The 15,817-nt window shown below is 58.6% G+C and carries 14 protein-coding genes; 11 read left to right on the top strand and 3 right to left on the bottom strand.

The window, feature by feature from the left end:
• Positions 1-78 precede the first annotated feature (78 nt).
• Together ACQZ48_RS15765 and ACQZ48_RS15760 are read right to left on the bottom strand one after the other, a co-directional pair.
• Positions 79-1,005, bottom strand: a complete 927-nt coding sequence (locus ACQZ48_RS15765) for an MYG1 family protein (protein WP_448729006.1) — start codon at positions 1,003-1,005, stop codon at positions 79-81.
• A gap of 329 nt (positions 1,006-1,334) precedes the next feature.
• Positions 1,335-2,468: an ROK family transcriptional regulator gene (locus ACQZ48_RS15760; RefSeq protein WP_269825282.1), complete on the bottom strand. Its 1,134-nt coding sequence runs from the start codon at positions 2,466-2,468 to the stop codon at positions 1,335-1,337.
• Positions 2,469-2,758: 290 nt separating this feature from the next.
• Here ACQZ48_RS15760 and ACQZ48_RS15755 point away from each other — a divergent pair, with 290 nt between their 5' ends.
• The 10 genes from ACQZ48_RS15755 (at position 2,759) to ACQZ48_RS15710 (ending at position 13,376) form a co-directional block, all read left to right on the top strand.
• Entirely contained in the window at positions 2,759-3,751 is a 993-nt protein-coding gene (locus ACQZ48_RS15755; RefSeq protein ID WP_077983154.1) for an ABC transporter substrate-binding protein, read from the top strand.
• A 102-nt stretch (positions 3,752-3,853) separates the two neighbouring features.
• Positions 3,854-4,951 carry an ABC transporter ATP-binding protein gene (locus ACQZ48_RS15750; protein ID WP_448729005.1) on the top strand — a complete coding sequence of 366 codons (1,098 nt, stop codon included), beginning with the start codon at positions 3,854-3,856 and terminating at the stop codon, positions 4,949-4,951.
• Positions 4,948-6,633 carry an ABC transporter permease gene (locus ACQZ48_RS15745; RefSeq protein WP_077983153.1) on the top strand — a complete coding sequence of 562 codons (1,686 nt, stop codon included), beginning with the start codon at positions 4,948-4,950 and terminating at the stop codon, positions 6,631-6,633. Before ACQZ48_RS15750 ends, ACQZ48_RS15745 begins: the two co-directional genes overlap by 4 nt.
• Before the next feature lie 80 nt (positions 6,634-6,713).
• Positions 6,714-7,676: a hypothetical protein gene (locus ACQZ48_RS15740; protein ID WP_137411845.1), complete on the top strand. Its 963-nt coding sequence runs from the start codon at positions 6,714-6,716 to the stop codon at positions 7,674-7,676.
• Positions 7,677-7,846: 170 nt separating this feature from the next.
• Positions 7,847-8,662: a DUF2189 domain-containing protein gene (locus ACQZ48_RS15735; RefSeq protein ID WP_077983152.1), complete on the top strand. Its 816-nt coding sequence runs from the start codon at positions 7,847-7,849 to the stop codon at positions 8,660-8,662.
• 278 nt (positions 8,663-8,940) lie between these two features.
• Positions 8,941-9,756: a cytochrome c oxidase subunit II gene (locus tag ACQZ48_RS15730; protein ID WP_443387964.1), complete on the top strand. Its 816-nt coding sequence runs from the start codon at positions 8,941-8,943 to the stop codon at positions 9,754-9,756.
• Positions 9,757-9,811: 55 nt separating this feature from the next.
• The gene (locus ACQZ48_RS15725; protein ID WP_077983150.1) at positions 9,812-11,590 is read left to right on the top strand and encodes a cytochrome c oxidase subunit I; all 1,779 of its coding nucleotides are present in this window, start codon (positions 9,812-9,814) and stop codon (positions 11,588-11,590) included.
• Positions 11,587-12,291: a cytochrome c oxidase subunit 3 gene (locus ACQZ48_RS15720; RefSeq protein ID WP_077983149.1), complete on the top strand. Its 705-nt coding sequence runs from the start codon at positions 11,587-11,589 to the stop codon at positions 12,289-12,291. The genes ACQZ48_RS15725 and ACQZ48_RS15720 overlap by 4 nt, the downstream gene beginning before the upstream one ends.
• Before the next feature lie 12 nt (positions 12,292-12,303).
• Entirely contained in the window at positions 12,304-13,029 is a 726-nt protein-coding gene (locus tag ACQZ48_RS15715) for a heme-copper oxidase subunit III family protein (RefSeq protein WP_269825278.1), read from the top strand.
• A 14-nt stretch (positions 13,030-13,043) separates the two neighbouring features.
• Positions 13,044-13,376: a cytochrome C oxidase subunit IV family protein gene (locus ACQZ48_RS15710; protein WP_173991455.1), complete on the top strand. Its 333-nt coding sequence runs from the start codon at positions 13,044-13,046 to the stop codon at positions 13,374-13,376.
• A gap of 16 nt (positions 13,377-13,392) precedes the next feature.
• Here the strand turns inward: ACQZ48_RS15710 and ACQZ48_RS15705 are convergent, their stop codons facing one another.
• Positions 13,393-14,439 carry a GlxA family transcriptional regulator gene (locus ACQZ48_RS15705; RefSeq protein WP_165691217.1) on the bottom strand — a complete coding sequence of 349 codons (1,047 nt, stop codon included), beginning with the start codon at positions 14,437-14,439 and terminating at the stop codon, positions 13,393-13,395.
• A gap of 86 nt (positions 14,440-14,525) precedes the next feature.
• Between ACQZ48_RS15705 and ACQZ48_RS15700 the strand changes: the two genes are divergently transcribed.
• The gene (locus tag ACQZ48_RS15700; protein ID WP_077983148.1) at positions 14,526-15,779 is read left to right on the top strand and encodes a sarcosine oxidase subunit beta family protein; all 1,254 of its coding nucleotides are present in this window, start codon (positions 14,526-14,528) and stop codon (positions 15,777-15,779) included.
• Positions 15,780-15,817 lie beyond the last annotated feature (38 nt).

Here is a 15,817-nt window from a genome sequence, read left to right as displayed (position 1 = left end):
CCAGGCGGCGCCACCGACATTCGACGACAAGCTCGGCTTTGGCAATGCAGATTTGCCGCTTGATTGGCGACCATGCCACTATTTGGTTGCGGTCGCCTCTTTTACCGCCAACGCCGCCATGGCCAGTGCAGCATCGCGGGTTCTCGCCGCTGCGATAAACCGGCCGTTGTGGCAGAAGCTTGCGCCTTCGACGCCGCAAACCGCTTCCAGATCCTTATCCGTCAGGCCTGCCCAGGCGGCCGGCAAATCCGCCCGCAGCTCAAAACCTTCATCCGCGCGACGAATGCCGGTAAGGCACCAGTCGTTGTGACGCGGATGAACGACGAAAAGCAAATGGTCCGCCCCCGCCTTCACGATGGCGGGCCGGAACGGCATGCCCACCGGCAGTTCCAGAATATGTCCCTCGCCGGCATCCGCGATAGCCCGGTTTACCAGCGTCTCGGCCCGCAATTTCGCGGCGCTGTTGGCAATCTTTGCCTCCACGAAGCTGCGGGCGATGGCCAACGCCGCGTGGAAACTGCGATTGTCCGCTTCGGGATCTGTCTCGTCGAAAACAGGCTTCAGAGTTTCGAGCAGGACGGGCAGGGTCAGTCCCGCGAGCGGCCCGGCTGTGGAGGGGCTGAGCGCACCGTTGTCGACCAGATCGACCGGCAGCACGAAGCTGGCGTCGAAAGAGGCGTGAATGGTTTCGATATGGTCTTCCGGAACGCCAAAGGCGGCAAGATAATCGCGGCCGAAATGCTTCCAGATCAGTCCGAACGAACTATAGGGCTGACCGTCCTTGCGCAACGGCGCGCCGCGCTGGTGGTGATCAAAGGCTCCCTTTGCTGCGTCATAAGCGCCGCCGACGTCGTAGACGATGCGATCTGCGCCGGGTGCGATCCATTCGGGCGCCCTGCTGCGGATCAGGCGTGCCTGCGGGAAAAGCTGCGTCAGCACAACGCTCGACAGCAGTTCGTCGGCATGGAAGCCACCGGAATGGGTGACGAGGAAGTCCGGTATCATGTCAGGATGCGCCTTGTTGTTTGCGGAAGGTCCGCCTGAGAGTGGCACCTGATACCCTTTGCCGGAGGTCATCTCAACCCGCTATTCGCCATGGAGGCTAAAAGCAATGACATGCTGGATGTGGTGATGTGTGGGAAGGGTGGTTTGCGAAAGCGCCAAAGAATTTGCCGGGTCGTGTGCGCTGCTCGCCATCTTCGACGCCAACGCGGCGATTTCATTTAACACAAAGGGAGCGGAATCGCGCGGTGACTTCTATATTCGGCGGTGTTTCTGGACGGTGGAGGCTCTTCTGGACAATACACTGAAGGGCCCGTAACGGCCATGAGGCGTCATGCCCAGCCCTTCAGCGCCCGCCCGGAATAATAGCTGGGCGTGATGGCGCGGTAGATCGGTATGCTGGCGGCGCCCAGGTGAGGCAAGTCGCTCATGATCGATTTGCGTATCTCCGGCGGCTCGACGAAAAAATCCTCGCCGAGTATATCCAGAGAGCCGATACGCCGCACGATATGTTCGACAATCCAGTCCGGCAGCGATCCACCGAAAATGATGGCTGCCGGATCCATCGTGCGGGCGACTGTCAAAGAAAGCAGGCGGAGCTGATCCGTTGCCCGTTCAAGCCAGGACGCCACGGCGGGATGGTCGGCATAACTCTCGTCAATATCCTTCAGACGTCGAATGGCGACGCCCTGAGCAGCCAGAGTGTCGCACAAGTCCTGTCCCGAGGGGCGGGGATGGGATTTTGGAAACAGTCCGCCGAATTCGCCGGCATTGCCATTGGTGCCGCGATAGAGATGGCGCTGCACCACCAGCGCACCACCGATGCCATATGTCAGCCAGATCATCGCGAAGTTTCGGATATTGCGGCCTGCACCATAATAGAGTTCGGAAAGAATGACGGTATTGCCGTCATTTTCGTGAAAGACCGGGAAATCGAAATAGGGCTGAAAGTCCTTGTCGACGTCGATATCGCGCCAGCTTTCGAACTGCTTGATGCGGAAGACATGGCCGCGATCCCGCTTGAAATGGCCGGGAAAGCTGATGCCGCAGCCTAGCACATCTTTTTTTCTTATCTTCGCTTTTTCAAGCACTTGCCGGGCGGCCGCCTCGGCCATCTCCATAATGTGCTCGAAACTGTGCCCCTCCAGTTCCGATCTGATTTCCTGTCTTATCGTGCCATTGAGATCGGCCACGCAGACACGCAGATCGTCAGGATTGAAGTAGACCCCCAGCGTGAAAAGCCCGTTCGGGTTGATTTCGATGGCTGTGGACGGTTTCCCCCGTTTGCCGTCATTGCGGGCTTCCTCCGCTTCGATGATGAGGCCGGATTCCAGCAGATTGGCCGTCAGGCGGGTAAGGGTCGGTGCGGAAACATCCATTTCGCGCGCCAGTTCGATGCGCGACATGCCTCCCTTGCCGCGCAGAATCTCGAGCAGACGCCGCTCATTGTAGCCGAGATCGATCAAACAAGTCTCCCGCGAGAAATTATGCCTGATGATTAGCGAAAATTACGCGATTGTATACCGCGTTTCACCGCAAAAACTGGCATTGAAATTGGGCGGCTGTAAGTCAAAAACAGGAAATAATGTGGTTTTTCAATAGGATATTTTATTGTCATAATCGAAATAAATTTCGGCTTGACTAATTAATTTACGTAAAGAAAATAAATAGCAGACAACGGGTAGCGACAGGCAAAACCAAAAAAAATCATGTCGCAGGGCCGGTCTGTCAGGGAACAAAAAAACGGAGCCCCCTCATGCGTCAATCATGCACTATTTTCGCGCGCCTTTTTGCCGGCGCCACTTTCCTTGCCAGCGCGGCTTTCGCTCATGCCGAAGGCAGCGTCGTGGTCTATTCCGCTGCCCCGCAGCAGCTCATGGACGAATTGCTGCCCATGTTCGAAAAGAAAACCGGCACCAAGGTCGAGCTTGTCAAAGCCGGATCGGGCGAGCTGATGAACCGCATCAAGGCAGAGAGCGGCAAGCCGGCGGGCGACGTGATCTGGAGCGTCGACGGGACGGTTATCGATTTCTCCGCCGACCTTTTCGAGCCATACAAGCCGGTTGAGGCTGCATCGATCAACCCGGCCTTCTCACCGAGCACGAATTGGGTGCCTTTCACGGCTGTCGTCACGGCCTTTATCGTCAATAAGGAGGCCCTGAAAGGCGCTCCCGTTCCGACGTCCTGGGCCGATCTGGCAAAGCCGGAATATAAGGGCCTGATTTCTTCGGCCCGCGCCGATCAGTCCGGCTCGGCTTATATTCAGATGGCAACGGTATTGCAGGATTTCGACAGTGAGGAAAAAGGCTGGGAAATTTATACCGGCATCCTCACCAACTCTGTTCTTTCCACCTCTTCAGGCGCGGTGCCGCGTTTCGTCAACGATGGCGAACAGGCCGTTGGCATTACGCTGGAAGATGCCGCGCTGCGCTACAAGCTCGGCAACGCGCCGGTCGAGATCGTTTATCCGAAAGAGGGTACGGCAATCGCGCCTGACGGCATGGCGCTCGTCAAGGGAGCGCCGAATGCTGACAATGGCAAGGCTTTCATCGATTTCATCGTCTCCAAGGAAGCGCAGGAAATCGTGGTGAAGGCGGGTCGTCGCTCGGTTCGAACCGATGTTCCCGCCAATCCGGCGCTTGTTCCGCTGGCCGATGTTCCCGATGCGAAATACGATTTCAAATGGGCTGCAGACAATCGCGCGCGTCTGATGGAAAAGTGGAACGAGACATTGCTCGACGTTCAGTAAGATAATTGCCGGGGACGGCGCAGCGGCGACCGTCCCCCTTTATTTCATTCACAATTCGCTTTTCGTTTGTCCAGCGTGGTCACGGGCCGTGCAGGATCTGTCATGGAGCAGCACATGGCCGCCGTGGAAATTACCAGCATCAAGAAAAGTTACCGGGATGTCGTCGCTCTCTCCGACATCAATATCTCCATCCCCTCGGGATCGTTCTTTACGCTTCTCGGTCCGAGCGGATGCGGCAAGACGACCCTCCTGCGCACGATTGCGGGGTTTCACCAGCAGGATAGCGGCAGTATCAGCATCGAAAGACAGGCGATCGAACATGTGCCCGCACACAAGCGCGATGTCGGCATGGTTTTTCAGGATTATGCGGTCTTCCCGCATATTTCCGTCTTCGACAACATCGCCTTCGGTTTGAAGCAGCGCAAGGCGTCTTCCTCCGAGATTCGCGAACGGGTCGGCAAGATTCTCGACATCGTGCAGCTCGCTCCCTACGCCAAGCGCATGCCGCATGAATTATCCGGCGGTCAGCAGCAGCGTGTCGGCCTTGCGCGTGCGCTCGTCATCAATCCCAAAGTGCTGCTGATGGACGAGCCGCTATCCAACCTCGATGCGAAGCTGCGTGTGGATCTGCGGCGCGAGCTGCGCGAAATCCAGCAAGCCATGAACATTACCACGGTTTATGTGACCCATGATCAGGAGGAGGCGCTTGCCATGTCCGATCTCGTCTGTGTGATGTATGGCGGCGTCATCCAGCAGGCCGCAGCGCCCTGGGAGGTTTACAACAACCCCGCCAATCGTTTCGTCGCCTCCTTTGTGGGGGCAAACAATTTCCTGACGCTGGATCGTGCGGGTGGGCGGACCTCCATTTCCGGGCACGGCGTAGGGTTACCGCAGGCCGACGCCATTGCGCCGCAACGAACGGTCGTTGCCGCCATCCGTCCCGAAGCCATTACCGTCGGTTCGCCTGCGACAGATGGTGAAGGCCGCATCGAACTGCCTGTCACCATAAGGCAGGTCAGCTTCACCGGCCGCGAGATGAATGTCGCCGCGGTGCTGTCGTCGGGAGAGGAAATCGAGGCGATCACCAAGCCGTCGCCTGACATCATCGCCCTTCAGCCCGGCCAGAAAACGGTTTTCTCCTGGTCTGCCGGTGATACCAAGCTCTTCGGTGAAGGCGTTACCGGGGAGCGCCTGTCATGACGGATATGACCGCGACTTCAATGCCCGGAGGTTTTCGTTTGCGGCTGCCGGGTTTCTGGACAAGCGTGACGGTGCTTGCCGTTATCCTTTTGGCTGTCTTCCTGGTCCTGCCGATCTTTAGCGTATTCTTCATCAGTTTCTTCGACGCCAAGACGGGTGCTTTCGGTTTCGGCAACTATGTGCAGGTGCTGACGCGACGTTTTTATACCGTGGCATTGTGGAATACGTTGGTCATCGGCGTGCTCGGCATGTTGGGGGCCTGCCTGCTCGGTATTCCGCTTGCCTTCTGCACCTCGCGTTACCGCATTAAGGGCCGTACATTCATTGCCACCTTCGCGGTGCTGGTTCTATGTGCGCCGCCCTTCATCGGCGCCTATGCCTGGATCATGCTGTTCGGCGCCAACGGCGCAGTCACCAATCTCCTGTCTTTCGCCGGTATTTCCTTGCCGACCATTTACGGGATACCCGGCATCGTGATGGTCTTCAGCCTGAAGTTCTTTCCCTATATTTTCCTGATGACGGAAAATGCGCTGAACACCATCAACAAATCTTATGAGGATGCGGCGGAAAACCTCGGTTGCACGGCGTTCCAACGGTTCCGCAAGATCACCTTGCCGCTGGTCTTTCCGGCAGTCAGCACCGGCGCGATCATCTGCTTCGTCTTGTCCATCGCAGATTTCGGAACGCCGGCAATCCTCGGCAAGGGCATCAGGACGCTCTCGACCATAGCCTATGCGCAATATACCTCCGAAATGGCGGGCACGCCGACCATGGCAGTCACGATTTCCATGGTGATGATCGCTATTTCCATGGCCGCACTTCTGTTGCAGCGGCACATTCTCGCCAAACGCCGTTACGCCAGTTCTCTGACGAACCGGCCGGTTAAACAGCCCATGCGCCCGTTGAAATCGTTCATCGTGCATGGCTTCTGCTATCTGGTCGTCTTTGTCGCCATGCTACCGTCCCTTACGGTCATCTACACATCGTTCCTTGCGACGAACGGCCCTGTCTTCACAGGCGGTTTCGGGTTGGACAGCTATGCCCGCATTCTTCGCGATTCACCGCAGGCGATTGCCAACAGCTTCACCTTTGCGATTGCAGCCGTGGTGTTGATCGCCATCGTTTCCGGCCTGCTCTCATTCATCGTGGTCAGGCGGGACAATGCAGTATCGGGTTCGCTCGATCTTCTGCTGATGGTACCCTATCTGATACCTGGCGTCGTCATGGCAATCGGCTACGTCACGACGTTCCGTTATCCGCCTTTCGACATCACTGGCACGGCGCTCATCATCATCCTGTTGGTGTTTATCCGCCGCCTGCCTTACGGCGTCCGCTCCACGACCTCGATCCTGCGGCAGATCAAACCCTCCATCGAGGAGGCTGCGGTCAATCTCGGCGCTTCTCCGGCAAAGACGTTCATATCGGTGACGGTGCCGCTGATGTTGCCAGGTCTCATCATCGGTTCCTTGATGAGCTTCATCACTGCCATCAACGAATTGTCCTCGACGCTGATCCTCTACACGGCGCGGACGATTACGATGCCCGTGCTGATCTATATTCAGGTGATTGACGGCGAGTTCGGCACGGCCGCGGCTCTTTCCACCTTGCTTCTCGTCAGCACCGGACTTTGCGTCTTCGTCGTCTTCCGGCTTTCGGAGGACAAGGAAGCCTCTTTCGTCTGAAGCCATCAAACATCATTCAAAACTGCAGCAGCGGCGACCATGTGTCGCCGCCAGCCTCCCTCTGCAAGGACACCGGAAAGATGAATATCGCGAGCTTTTCGCAATCGAAATACAAGAACGCCGCAAAGCCGGGGGACGATGTGGCGCTTCTCATTCCCGGACGGGTTCTGGCCGTTTTCGACGGCGCGACCGACCCGACCGGAGCAAATTACGGCGGGCTGACTTCCGGCCGCATTGCGGCTCTCGCCGCCGCCAATGCCGTGGCTGAGATGAGCCTTGACGGCAGGCTGGAAACGCTTGCCGCGCCCGCGCTTTTTCAGAATATCAGCGATATCCTGAAAAAGGAGGCGCAGCGCATCAATGCCGGCCATCCGCCATCGACCACCCTGGCGATCGTGGCGGATATGGGCGACAGCTTCCGCCTGCTGCTTGCCGGCGATTCCGGCGTCAGGATCAACGGCACCCGTCTGTTTCAGCACACGAAGCTGATCGATACGGTAAGTACTTCGGCGCGTATATTCGTATTCAAACAGCTTCTCGCCGTCATCGGTGACGGTGATGCGGCCGAAGCAAGAACGCGTGCGACGATCTTCTCCGGCCTGCGTTCGGCGGTCGCAAACGGTATCATGACGGCGCGGGATGCGGAAAATGCCGTCACTGCCGCAGCCGGGATGAGCGGTCTTGAGAACGACGTTGAAACGGTCGAGGAATTCCTGATGGGCGGCATCCGTGTCCAGCCGCAATTCGCAAACCAGCATGGGCATGTGCTGGGTTACGCCTCGGTGAATGGCGGAACGGTCATGCAGGAGGGGACGGTTGACCTCCGCATTGCCAAAGACGGGCTCTCGAGCGTTGAAATATTCTCCGACGGCTATTTGTCCTTGCCGGCTGGGACGGATGTTGCGGCCTGGGAAGCGGAATTCGCGCGTGTCGAGGCGGCGGATTTTCACAAGCTGGGCGAGTATCCGTCCGTCAAAGGTTCGACAACGGCGGAGTTCAGTGATGACAGGACCGTCATTTGCCTCAACCTGGCTCAAGGGTAGTCCAGTTGTGCCGACGGCGGGCATCTGATGTCTCCAATTTAAACAACAGGCGACAAAGGCGCCAGAATTTGATAAATTACAAAGCAGCCGGTTGCGGTTTTACGCCTCGATAGAAGTCACCGAGCGTTCCTGTACCGCCAGCCGGATCATGGCGCAGGAGGAGAAGTGCTATGACGGCATTCCATGTCATGTCCGGTGCAAGTGGTGAATTTGCCCGCCCGGAAGTCCGCAAGATTGGCATCCCGGATATCGTGGATGCGTTGAAGCTGGGACTTGAGGACTTTAAAGAAAAGCCGTCCCACTATGTTTTTCTCTGTCTTATGTATCCGATCGCCGGTGTTTTTCTGGTGATGTGGAGTTCCGGCGCCAATTTGCTGCCGGTTATTTATCCGCTGATGTCGGGTTTTGCACTGATTGGTCCGATCGCGGCCATCGGGCTTTATGAAATCAGTCGGCGGCGCGAAAAGGGGCTGGATAGCTCTTGGCGGCATGCACTGGAGGTTCGTCACTCTCCGGCCCTGCCGTCTATCATCGCGGTCGCCGTCATGCTGTTGGTGCTTTTCGTCGTCTGGCTGATTGTTGCGCAGAGCATCTACACTGCGACTTTCGATGCGACCGGTCCGGTTTCGCTCTCTACCTTTCTGTCGGACGTATTGACGACCTCGCAAGGTCTCTCCCTCATCATCTGGGGCAATCTCGCGGGTTTCGTTTTCGCGGTCGTCGTGCTGGCGACAACGGTGGTGGCGTTTCCGCTGCTGCTCGACCGGGATGTCGGCGCAGTCGCGGCGGTGGATGCGAGCATCCGCGCCACGCTTGCCAACCCGGTTCCCGTGGCGCTTTGGGGATTGATCGTCGCGGCCTTGCTCGTTGTCGGCACGATCCCGGTTTTTATCGGCCTCGCGGTCGTCATGCCCATCCTCGGCCACTCGACCTGGCACCTCTATCGGAAACTGATCGTGTCCGATTATCCGAGCCGTACGCCTTGAATTGATAGAGGAAATCTATCCGTAGATCATCCTTCCTGCCGTTGCGGCCCCGCTGAGGGGAGCCGCGGCGGTTGGAATGGCCACGCAGAGTGCGGGGACGCCATGTGGTATCGTTTTCTTCCGATCCGTCTGCTTTTCGCGATTGCCTTCCCGATTGATGCAGGCGCACAGGAAGGAGCCGCTACCATAATTGCTCGCCCGACTCATTTATGAGATAATGCTAATATATTTTGCGATGGGTTTTGGAAGCAGTCGTGGCCGGGTCACGGGAGGAGACGATGGCTGTCGTTGTGGTTCTCGTTCTGCTGGTAGTGGGATCGATCGTGTTCCACCTGCTGAGCCCGTGGTGGTGGACGCCGATAGCGTCGAACTGGAGCTATATCGACAATACGATCATCATCACTTTCTGGATCACCGGCTTCGTTTTCTCCGCCATCGTGCTGTTCGTCGCCTATTGCGTGTTCCGCTTCAGGCACCGCGCCGGAAATCGGGCGGCATATGAGCCTGAAAACAAGCGCCTGGAATGGTGGCTGGCGGGCGGGACCGGGGTTGGGGTGGCGGCGATGCTTTTGCCGGGCCTCTTCGTATGGAACCAGTTCGTAACCGTCCCTGACGGTGCGAGCGAGGTGGAGGTCGTCGGTCAGCAATGGCAATGGAGTTTCCGGCTGCCGGGAGCGGACGGACGGCTCGGGCGGGCGGATACGCGCGCTATTGGATCCAACAATCCGCTCGGCCTGAACAGGAACGATCCCGCCGGAATGGACGATGTCATCGTTGAAGGCGGCGAGTTGCATCTGCCCGCCGGCAGGCCGGTGAAAATGCTGCTGCGCGCGGTCGATGTCGTGCATGATTTTTACGTGCCGGAGTTCCGGGCAAAGATGGACATGATCCCCGGTTCGGTCACCTATTACTGGTTCACGCCGACCCGGACGGGGACATTCGAGGTTCTCTGCGCGGAACTGTGCGGTGTGGGCCATCCGCAGATGCGCGGCACCGTCGTCGTTGATACCGACACCGATTATCAAGCCTGGCTGGAGCAGCAGCCGACTTTCTCGAAATTGCTGGCCTCGGCGGAAACGTCGGCGGCCAGATGAGCGTCGTGCATATTGAGAGGGGAAGACCGCATCGGGGGAACAGGGAGGATGGAACATGGTCGAGATTGGATCCGGCGCCGGGCAGGTCATTCAGCCCGCTGAAGTCGAGGACGTCGAGCTTTATCACCCGAAAAGCTGGTGGACGAAATATGTTTTCAGCCAGGACGCCAAGATCATCGCCATTCAATATTTCCTGACAGCCATCGCAATCGGCATGCTGGCGCTGGTGCTTTCCTGGCTGATGCGCCTGCAGCTCGGTTTTCCCGGCTATTTCTCCTTCATCGACGCGGAACATTATTATCAGTTCATCACCATGCATGGCATGATCATGGTGATTTACCTGCTCACCGCGCTGTTTCTTGGCGGTTTCGGCAACTATCTGATCCCGCTGATGCTCGGCGCGCGCGACATGGTGTTTCCCTATGCCAATATGCTGAGCTACTGGCTCTACCTCTCCGCCGTCCTTGTGCTGGTGGCCGGTTTCTTCGCACCCGGCGGGCCGACGGGCGCCGGCTGGACGCTGTATCCGCCGCAGGCGCTTCTTTCTGGAACGCCGGGCGGGCGCGACTGGGGCATCATCCTGATGCTGTCATCGTTGATCCTGTTCATCATCGGCTTTACTTTGGGCGGGCTGAATTACGTCGTCACCGTGTTGCAGGGACGCACGCGGGGCATGACGCTGATGCGCATGCCATTGACGATATGGGGCATATTCACGGCGACCGCCATGGCGCTGCTCGCTTTCCCGGCGCTCTTCGTCGCCGCCGTCATGATGCTGTTCGACCGGCTGCTCGGCACGAGCTTCTTCATGCCGGCCATCGTGGAGATGGGCGAACAATTGAAGCAGGAGGGCGGCAGTCCCATCCTGTTCCAGCACCTGTTCTGGTTCTTCGGCCATCCGGAAGTCTATATCGTCGCACTTCCCGCCTTCGGCATCGTCTCGGATCTGATCAGCACCCATGCGCGCAAGAATATCTTCGGCTACCGCATGATGGTCTGGGCGATCGTCATCATCGCGGCGCTGAGCTTCGTCGTCTGGGCGCATCATATGTATGTCAGCGGCATGAACCCGAATTTCGGGTTCTTTTTTGCAACCACGACGCTGATCATCGCGGTGCCGACGGCGATCAAGGTCTATAATTGGGTGCTGACGCTCTGGCGCGGCGATATTCATCTCACCCTGCCGATGCTATTTGCGCTCGCCTTCATCGTCACCTTCATCAATGGCGGATTGACCGGCCTATTCCTTGGCAATGTTGTCGTCGATGTGCCGCTTTCGGATACGATGTTCGTGGTCGCCCATTTCCATATGGTGATGGGGGTCGCGCCGATCATGGTGATCTTCGGTGCGATTCACCACTGGTATCCGAAAGTCACGGGCCGGATGCTGAACGAGGCGATGGGGCACGTCCATTTCTGGATCACCTTCCTTGGTGCTTATGCCATCTTCTTCCCGATGCATTATCTCGGGCTGATGGGCGTGCCGCGCCGCTATTACGAGCTGGGCGAAACCGCCTTCATTCCAGATTCGGCGCACACGTTGAACATATTCATCACCGTGGCCGCGCTCATCGTCGGTGCGGCGCAATTGCTGTTCCTGTTCAATCTCGAGTGGAGCCTGCGGTGGGGCAAAAAGGCCGTCGGCAATCCGTGGCGGGCCACGACACTGGAATGGCAGACGCCGCAGACGCCGCCGGTTCATGGCAACTGGGGCAAGGAACTGCCGGTCGTTTATCGCTGGCCGTATGATTACAGCGTGCCCGGCGCGGCTGAGGACTTCCTGCCGCAAAACCAGCCGGCTTCGGCGGGGTCGTCCGAGAGGGCCTTGTCATGAGCGCCATCCTTGTCTTCATGGCCGGTATCGCCGGCATCATCGGCTGGTGGATGGCGCGGCAGCGGCTGGCCTCGAAGCCCTGGCTGGAAGTTGGTCTGGCAGGCGATGCGCCGGAGATGCAGGGATCGTCGGTGACAATTGCGAAACTCGGACTTGGGATATTTCTGGCGGTGGTCGGTGCATTGTTCACCTTGCTCATCAGCGCCTATCTCGGCCGCATGGGCGGCGCCGACTGGTGGGGCATTCCGCTCCCCGGACTGTTATGGGTGAACACCGCGGCGCTCGCCGCCAGCAGTCTGGCGCTGCAATGGGCGAAAACCGAAACCCGTCCGGATCATCGTGACAGGCTGAATGCGGCTCTTGTGACAGCCTTTGCGACGGCTGTTTTCTTTGTGGCCGGTCAATTCCTGGCGTGGAGGCAACTTATCTCCGCAGGCTATATTCTGGCGGATAACCCATCGAACAGCTTCTTCTACATGATTACCGGCCTGCATGGCCTGCATATATTGGGCGGGCTCCTCGTACTTGGGCGCACCGCAATCCGTGCCCGGAGAGAGCCCTTGTCGGCAAGAATGCGCCTGAGTGTGGAGCTGTGCGCGATCTACTGGCATTTCATGCTGGTCGTCTGGCTCATCCTTTTTGCGCTTTTCGCCGGCTGGGCGAATAGTTTTGCCGATCTCTGCCGTCAATTGGTCACCTGAGGAGTGTCGATCATGGCCGCATCCATGGAGGAAAGACCGATAAGTGATCCGCATCTGCGGCCGGCTGGACTGCGCGGCGTCGCCGCCGATCTGTCATCGGACCAGCGGGCGTTCAAGAACGTCTCCTGGGGCAAGGCAATGATGTGGATATTCATTCTGAGCGATATCTTCATTTTCGGCTGTTTCCTGCTGGCCTATATGGCGGCGCGCATGTCGGCCACCGCGGCCTGGCCCAATCCCAGCGAGGTTTTCGCGCTCACGATTGCCGGCAGGCACATTCCGCTGATCCTGATTGCCATCATGACCTTTGTTCTTATCAGCAGCAGCGGCACGATGGCCATGGCCGTCAACTTCGCATATCGCCGCGACCGTCGCAAAACCGCCGCGCTGATGGTGGCGACGGCAGCGCTTGGCGCGACATTCGTGGGAATGCAGGCATTCGAATGGAGCAAGCTGATCGCAGAGGGCGTTCGTCCCTGGGGCAACCCGTGGGGTGCAGCGCAGTTCGGTTCGGTTTTCTTCATGATCACGGGCTTTCACGGCACCCATGTTTCCATCGGCGTCCTGTTTCTTCTCATCGTCGCGCGCAAGGTGTGGCGGGGAGATTTCGATCAGGAAAGGCGGGGGTTCTTCACCAGCCGTAAGGGGCAATACGAGATCGTCGAGATAACGGGGCTTTATTGGCACTTCGTGGATCTGGTGTGGGTCTTTATCTTCGCATTCTTTTATCTGTGGTGAGTGAGGATGGCATCATGGCGCAGCAACAGTCACAACAGGGACAGCAGCATCCGATAAGACTTTACATGGTGGTCTGGGGACTGCTTTTCGTTCTCAGCGCCTTATCCTATATGATCGATTATCTCGGTATCCAGAGCTATCCGAGATGGTCTCTCATCATCCTGTTCATGATCCTGAAGGCGGGGTTGATCATGGCGATTTTCATGCACATGGCCTGGGAACGGCTGGTCCTGATCTACGCAATCCTGTTACCGCCGGTTCTCGTGCTCGTCTTTGCAGCCTTGATGGCCTCGGAATCCAGCTATACGGCTCTTACCCGGCTGACCTTCATGGGGGCGGGTTCCTAGAACCGACGCAAGATTTTCAGGATTGTGGAAGCAGCACGCCGACGGCGAATTCCTCGTCGGTCGCGACGTGGCCGACCTGAGTCTTGCGGTATTCGCTGGGGGTGAAACCGCGCTCGGCTCTGAGCGTGCGGGAAAGGTGCGGCGCATCGCAAAAACCGGTGGCGAGCGCAATCTGGGTGATGCTGTCACGCGTCGTGCGTAGGAGCGACAAAGCGCGATCAAGCCGCAGTTCGAGATAGACCTTTGAAGGCGTTGCGCCCAGGTCGGTGAGGAAACGCCGTTCGAGGCTGCGGCGGCCAAGGCCGAGATCACTCGCCAGTTCCTGCACGGTTCTCGGAACCTCGATATTCTGCTGCATCCGCAGGATCGCTTTTTTGATGAGGGGATCGTTGGCCTTGCGCGCGCTCTGCTGGCCGGGTTGAGGTTTTTCGCCGCTCAGCGCACTGTCGATCATCATGATGTTGAGGCTCTTGATGGCGGCGGACTGGCCGACATGGCGCTCGACAAGGAACGCCGCCAGATGCGCTGCTCCATGGCCGCCGGAACAGGTCAGCCGGTCGCGGTCGATGACGAAGATCTGGTCGGAAATCATCTGGACGGTATCGAAACGGTCGAGAAAGTCCTGGCGGTGGAACCAGCTCACGCAGCAGCGATAGCCATCGAGCAGGCCGGCCTCATGCAGGATGAAAACGCCGGTGCAGAGCCCGACGATGGGAACGCCGGCCGCTGCCCGCTCTTTCAGGAAGCGCAGCGCTTCATGCGGCAGGGCGCTGTGATCGCTGATCAAACCGCCGACAACGACGATATAGTCGTAATGCGCAGCGTCCATCAGCCGCGTGTCCGGCTGCACCTTCACGCCGCAGCTCGACTGCACGCTGCTCAAACTTGCCGAGAGCACCGACCATTCGCACAGGATAGGCCGTGAACGGTCCGCCTCATCGGCCGCAAGGCGCAGCACATCGACGAAATTCGCGAAGGCCGACAGCGTGAAGCGGTCGGCAAGCAGGAAGGCGACGCTGAGGCGTTTTCTGGCGCGGTGTGAGGTCATGACGCAAATATTCATGCAAACAGACGCGATTGTCCAGCCGGGGCGCGGCAAATGCTCCTAGCTTTTGCGACACGAGATTTTCCAACCATCGGGTCCCGCTCATGACGCGTTTTAATGCCTTCAATCTTTTGCGGAATGCTCTGACCGGCCACAAGAACTGGGACGAGCAATGGCCCGACAGTCAGCCGAAAGCCGAATATGACGTGGTCATCGTCGGTGCCGGCGGCCATGGTCTGGGCGCTGCCTATTATCTGGCCAGCCAGCACGGCATCACCAATGTCGCCGTCATCGACAAGGGCTGGCTCGGCGGCGGCAATACCGGCCGCAACACCACGATCATCCGCTCGAACTATCTCTATGACGAGAGCGCCCGTCTTTACGATCACGCCGTCGATCTGTGGGAGAACCTGAGCCAGGAATTGAACTACAACGTCATGTATTCAAGGCGCGGCGTGTTGATGCTGGCGCATAATGTGCACGATGTGCAGAGCTTCAAGCGCCACATCCATTCCAACCGTTTGAACGGCGTCGACAATCGCTGGCTCAGCCCGGAAGAGTGCAAGGATTATTGCCCGCCGCTCAGCATTGCGCCGAATGCGCGTTACCCCGTCATGGGCGGCGCGCTTCAGGAACGGGCCGGCACGGCGCGACACGATGCGGTCGCCTGGGGTTATGCGCGCGGCGCCGCAGCCCGTGGTGTCGATATCATCCAGAACTGTCCGGTCACCGCCATTCGCCGTAACGCCGATGGCTCCGTTGCGGGCGTCGAGACGGCGAGGGGCTTCATCAAGGCGAAGAAAGTTGCGGTCTCGGCCGCCGGTCACACCTCGGTCGTCATGGACACGGCCGGCGTGCGTCTGCCGCTTGAAAGCTATCCATTGCAGGCGCTGGTGTCGGAGCCGATCAAGCCGATTTTCCCCTGCGTGGTCATGTCGAACGCCGTCCACGCCTATATCAGCCAGTCCGACAAGGGCGAGCTGGTCATCGGCTCGGGCACGGACCAGTATACCTCCTATTCGCAGCGCGGCGGCCTGCCGCTGATCGAACATACGATCGCGGCCATCGTCGAAATCTTCCCGATCTTCAACCGCATGCGGATGCTGCGCAAATGGGGCGGCATTGTCGATGTGACGCCGGATCGCTCGGCCATTCTCGGCAAGACGCCGGTCGACGGGCTCTACGTCAATTGCGGCTGGGGCACCGGTGGCTTCAAAGCAACACCGGGCGCCGCCCACACCTTCGCCTGGACCATCGCCAAAAACGAACCGCACCCGATCAACGCGCCTTTCACGCTGGAACGCTTCCGCTCCGGCCGCCTGATCGACGAGGCCGCCGCTGCCGCCGTGGCGCACTAATTTCCACGCATTTTCCGGAAATGCTCCGAGGATTTGAA

The organism is Agrobacterium sp. 22-209-1 (assembly GCF_053522485.1).
This window is presented reverse-complemented; position numbering and strand designations above follow the sequence as displayed.

Coding starts and splice junctions, on each gene's coding strand:
- ACQZ48_RS15765 (WP_448729006.1), bottom strand. CDS start 1,005: ATGATACCGGACTTCCTCGTCACCCATTCCGGTGGCTTCCATGCCGAC.
- ACQZ48_RS15755 (WP_077983154.1), top strand. CDS start 2,759: ATGCGTCAATCATGCACTATTTTCGCGCGCCTTTTTGCCGGCGCCACT.
- ACQZ48_RS15750 (WP_448729005.1), top strand. CDS start 3,854: ATGGAGCAGCACATGGCCGCCGTGGAAATTACCAGCATCAAGAAAAGT.
- ACQZ48_RS15745 (WP_077983153.1), top strand. CDS start 4,948: ATGACGGATATGACCGCGACTTCAATGCCCGGAGGTTTTCGTTTGCGG.
- ACQZ48_RS15740 (WP_137411845.1), top strand. CDS start 6,714: ATGAATATCGCGAGCTTTTCGCAATCGAAATACAAGAACGCCGCAAAG.
- ACQZ48_RS15735 (WP_077983152.1), top strand. CDS start 7,847: ATGACGGCATTCCATGTCATGTCCGGTGCAAGTGGTGAATTTGCCCGC.
- ACQZ48_RS15730 (WP_443387964.1), top strand. CDS start 8,941: ATGGCTGTCGTTGTGGTTCTCGTTCTGCTGGTAGTGGGATCGATCGTG.
- ACQZ48_RS15725 (WP_077983150.1), top strand. CDS start 9,812: ATGGTCGAGATTGGATCCGGCGCCGGGCAGGTCATTCAGCCCGCTGAA.
- ACQZ48_RS15720 (WP_077983149.1), top strand. CDS start 11,587: ATGAGCGCCATCCTTGTCTTCATGGCCGGTATCGCCGGCATCATCGGC.
- ACQZ48_RS15715 (WP_269825278.1), top strand. CDS start 12,304: ATGGCCGCATCCATGGAGGAAAGACCGATAAGTGATCCGCATCTGCGG.
- ACQZ48_RS15710 (WP_173991455.1), top strand. CDS start 13,044: ATGGCGCAGCAACAGTCACAACAGGGACAGCAGCATCCGATAAGACTT.
- ACQZ48_RS15705 (WP_165691217.1), bottom strand. CDS start 14,439: ATGAATATTTGCGTCATGACCTCACACCGCGCCAGAAAACGCCTCAGC.
- ACQZ48_RS15700 (WP_077983148.1), top strand. CDS start 14,526: ATGACGCGTTTTAATGCCTTCAATCTTTTGCGGAATGCTCTGACCGGC.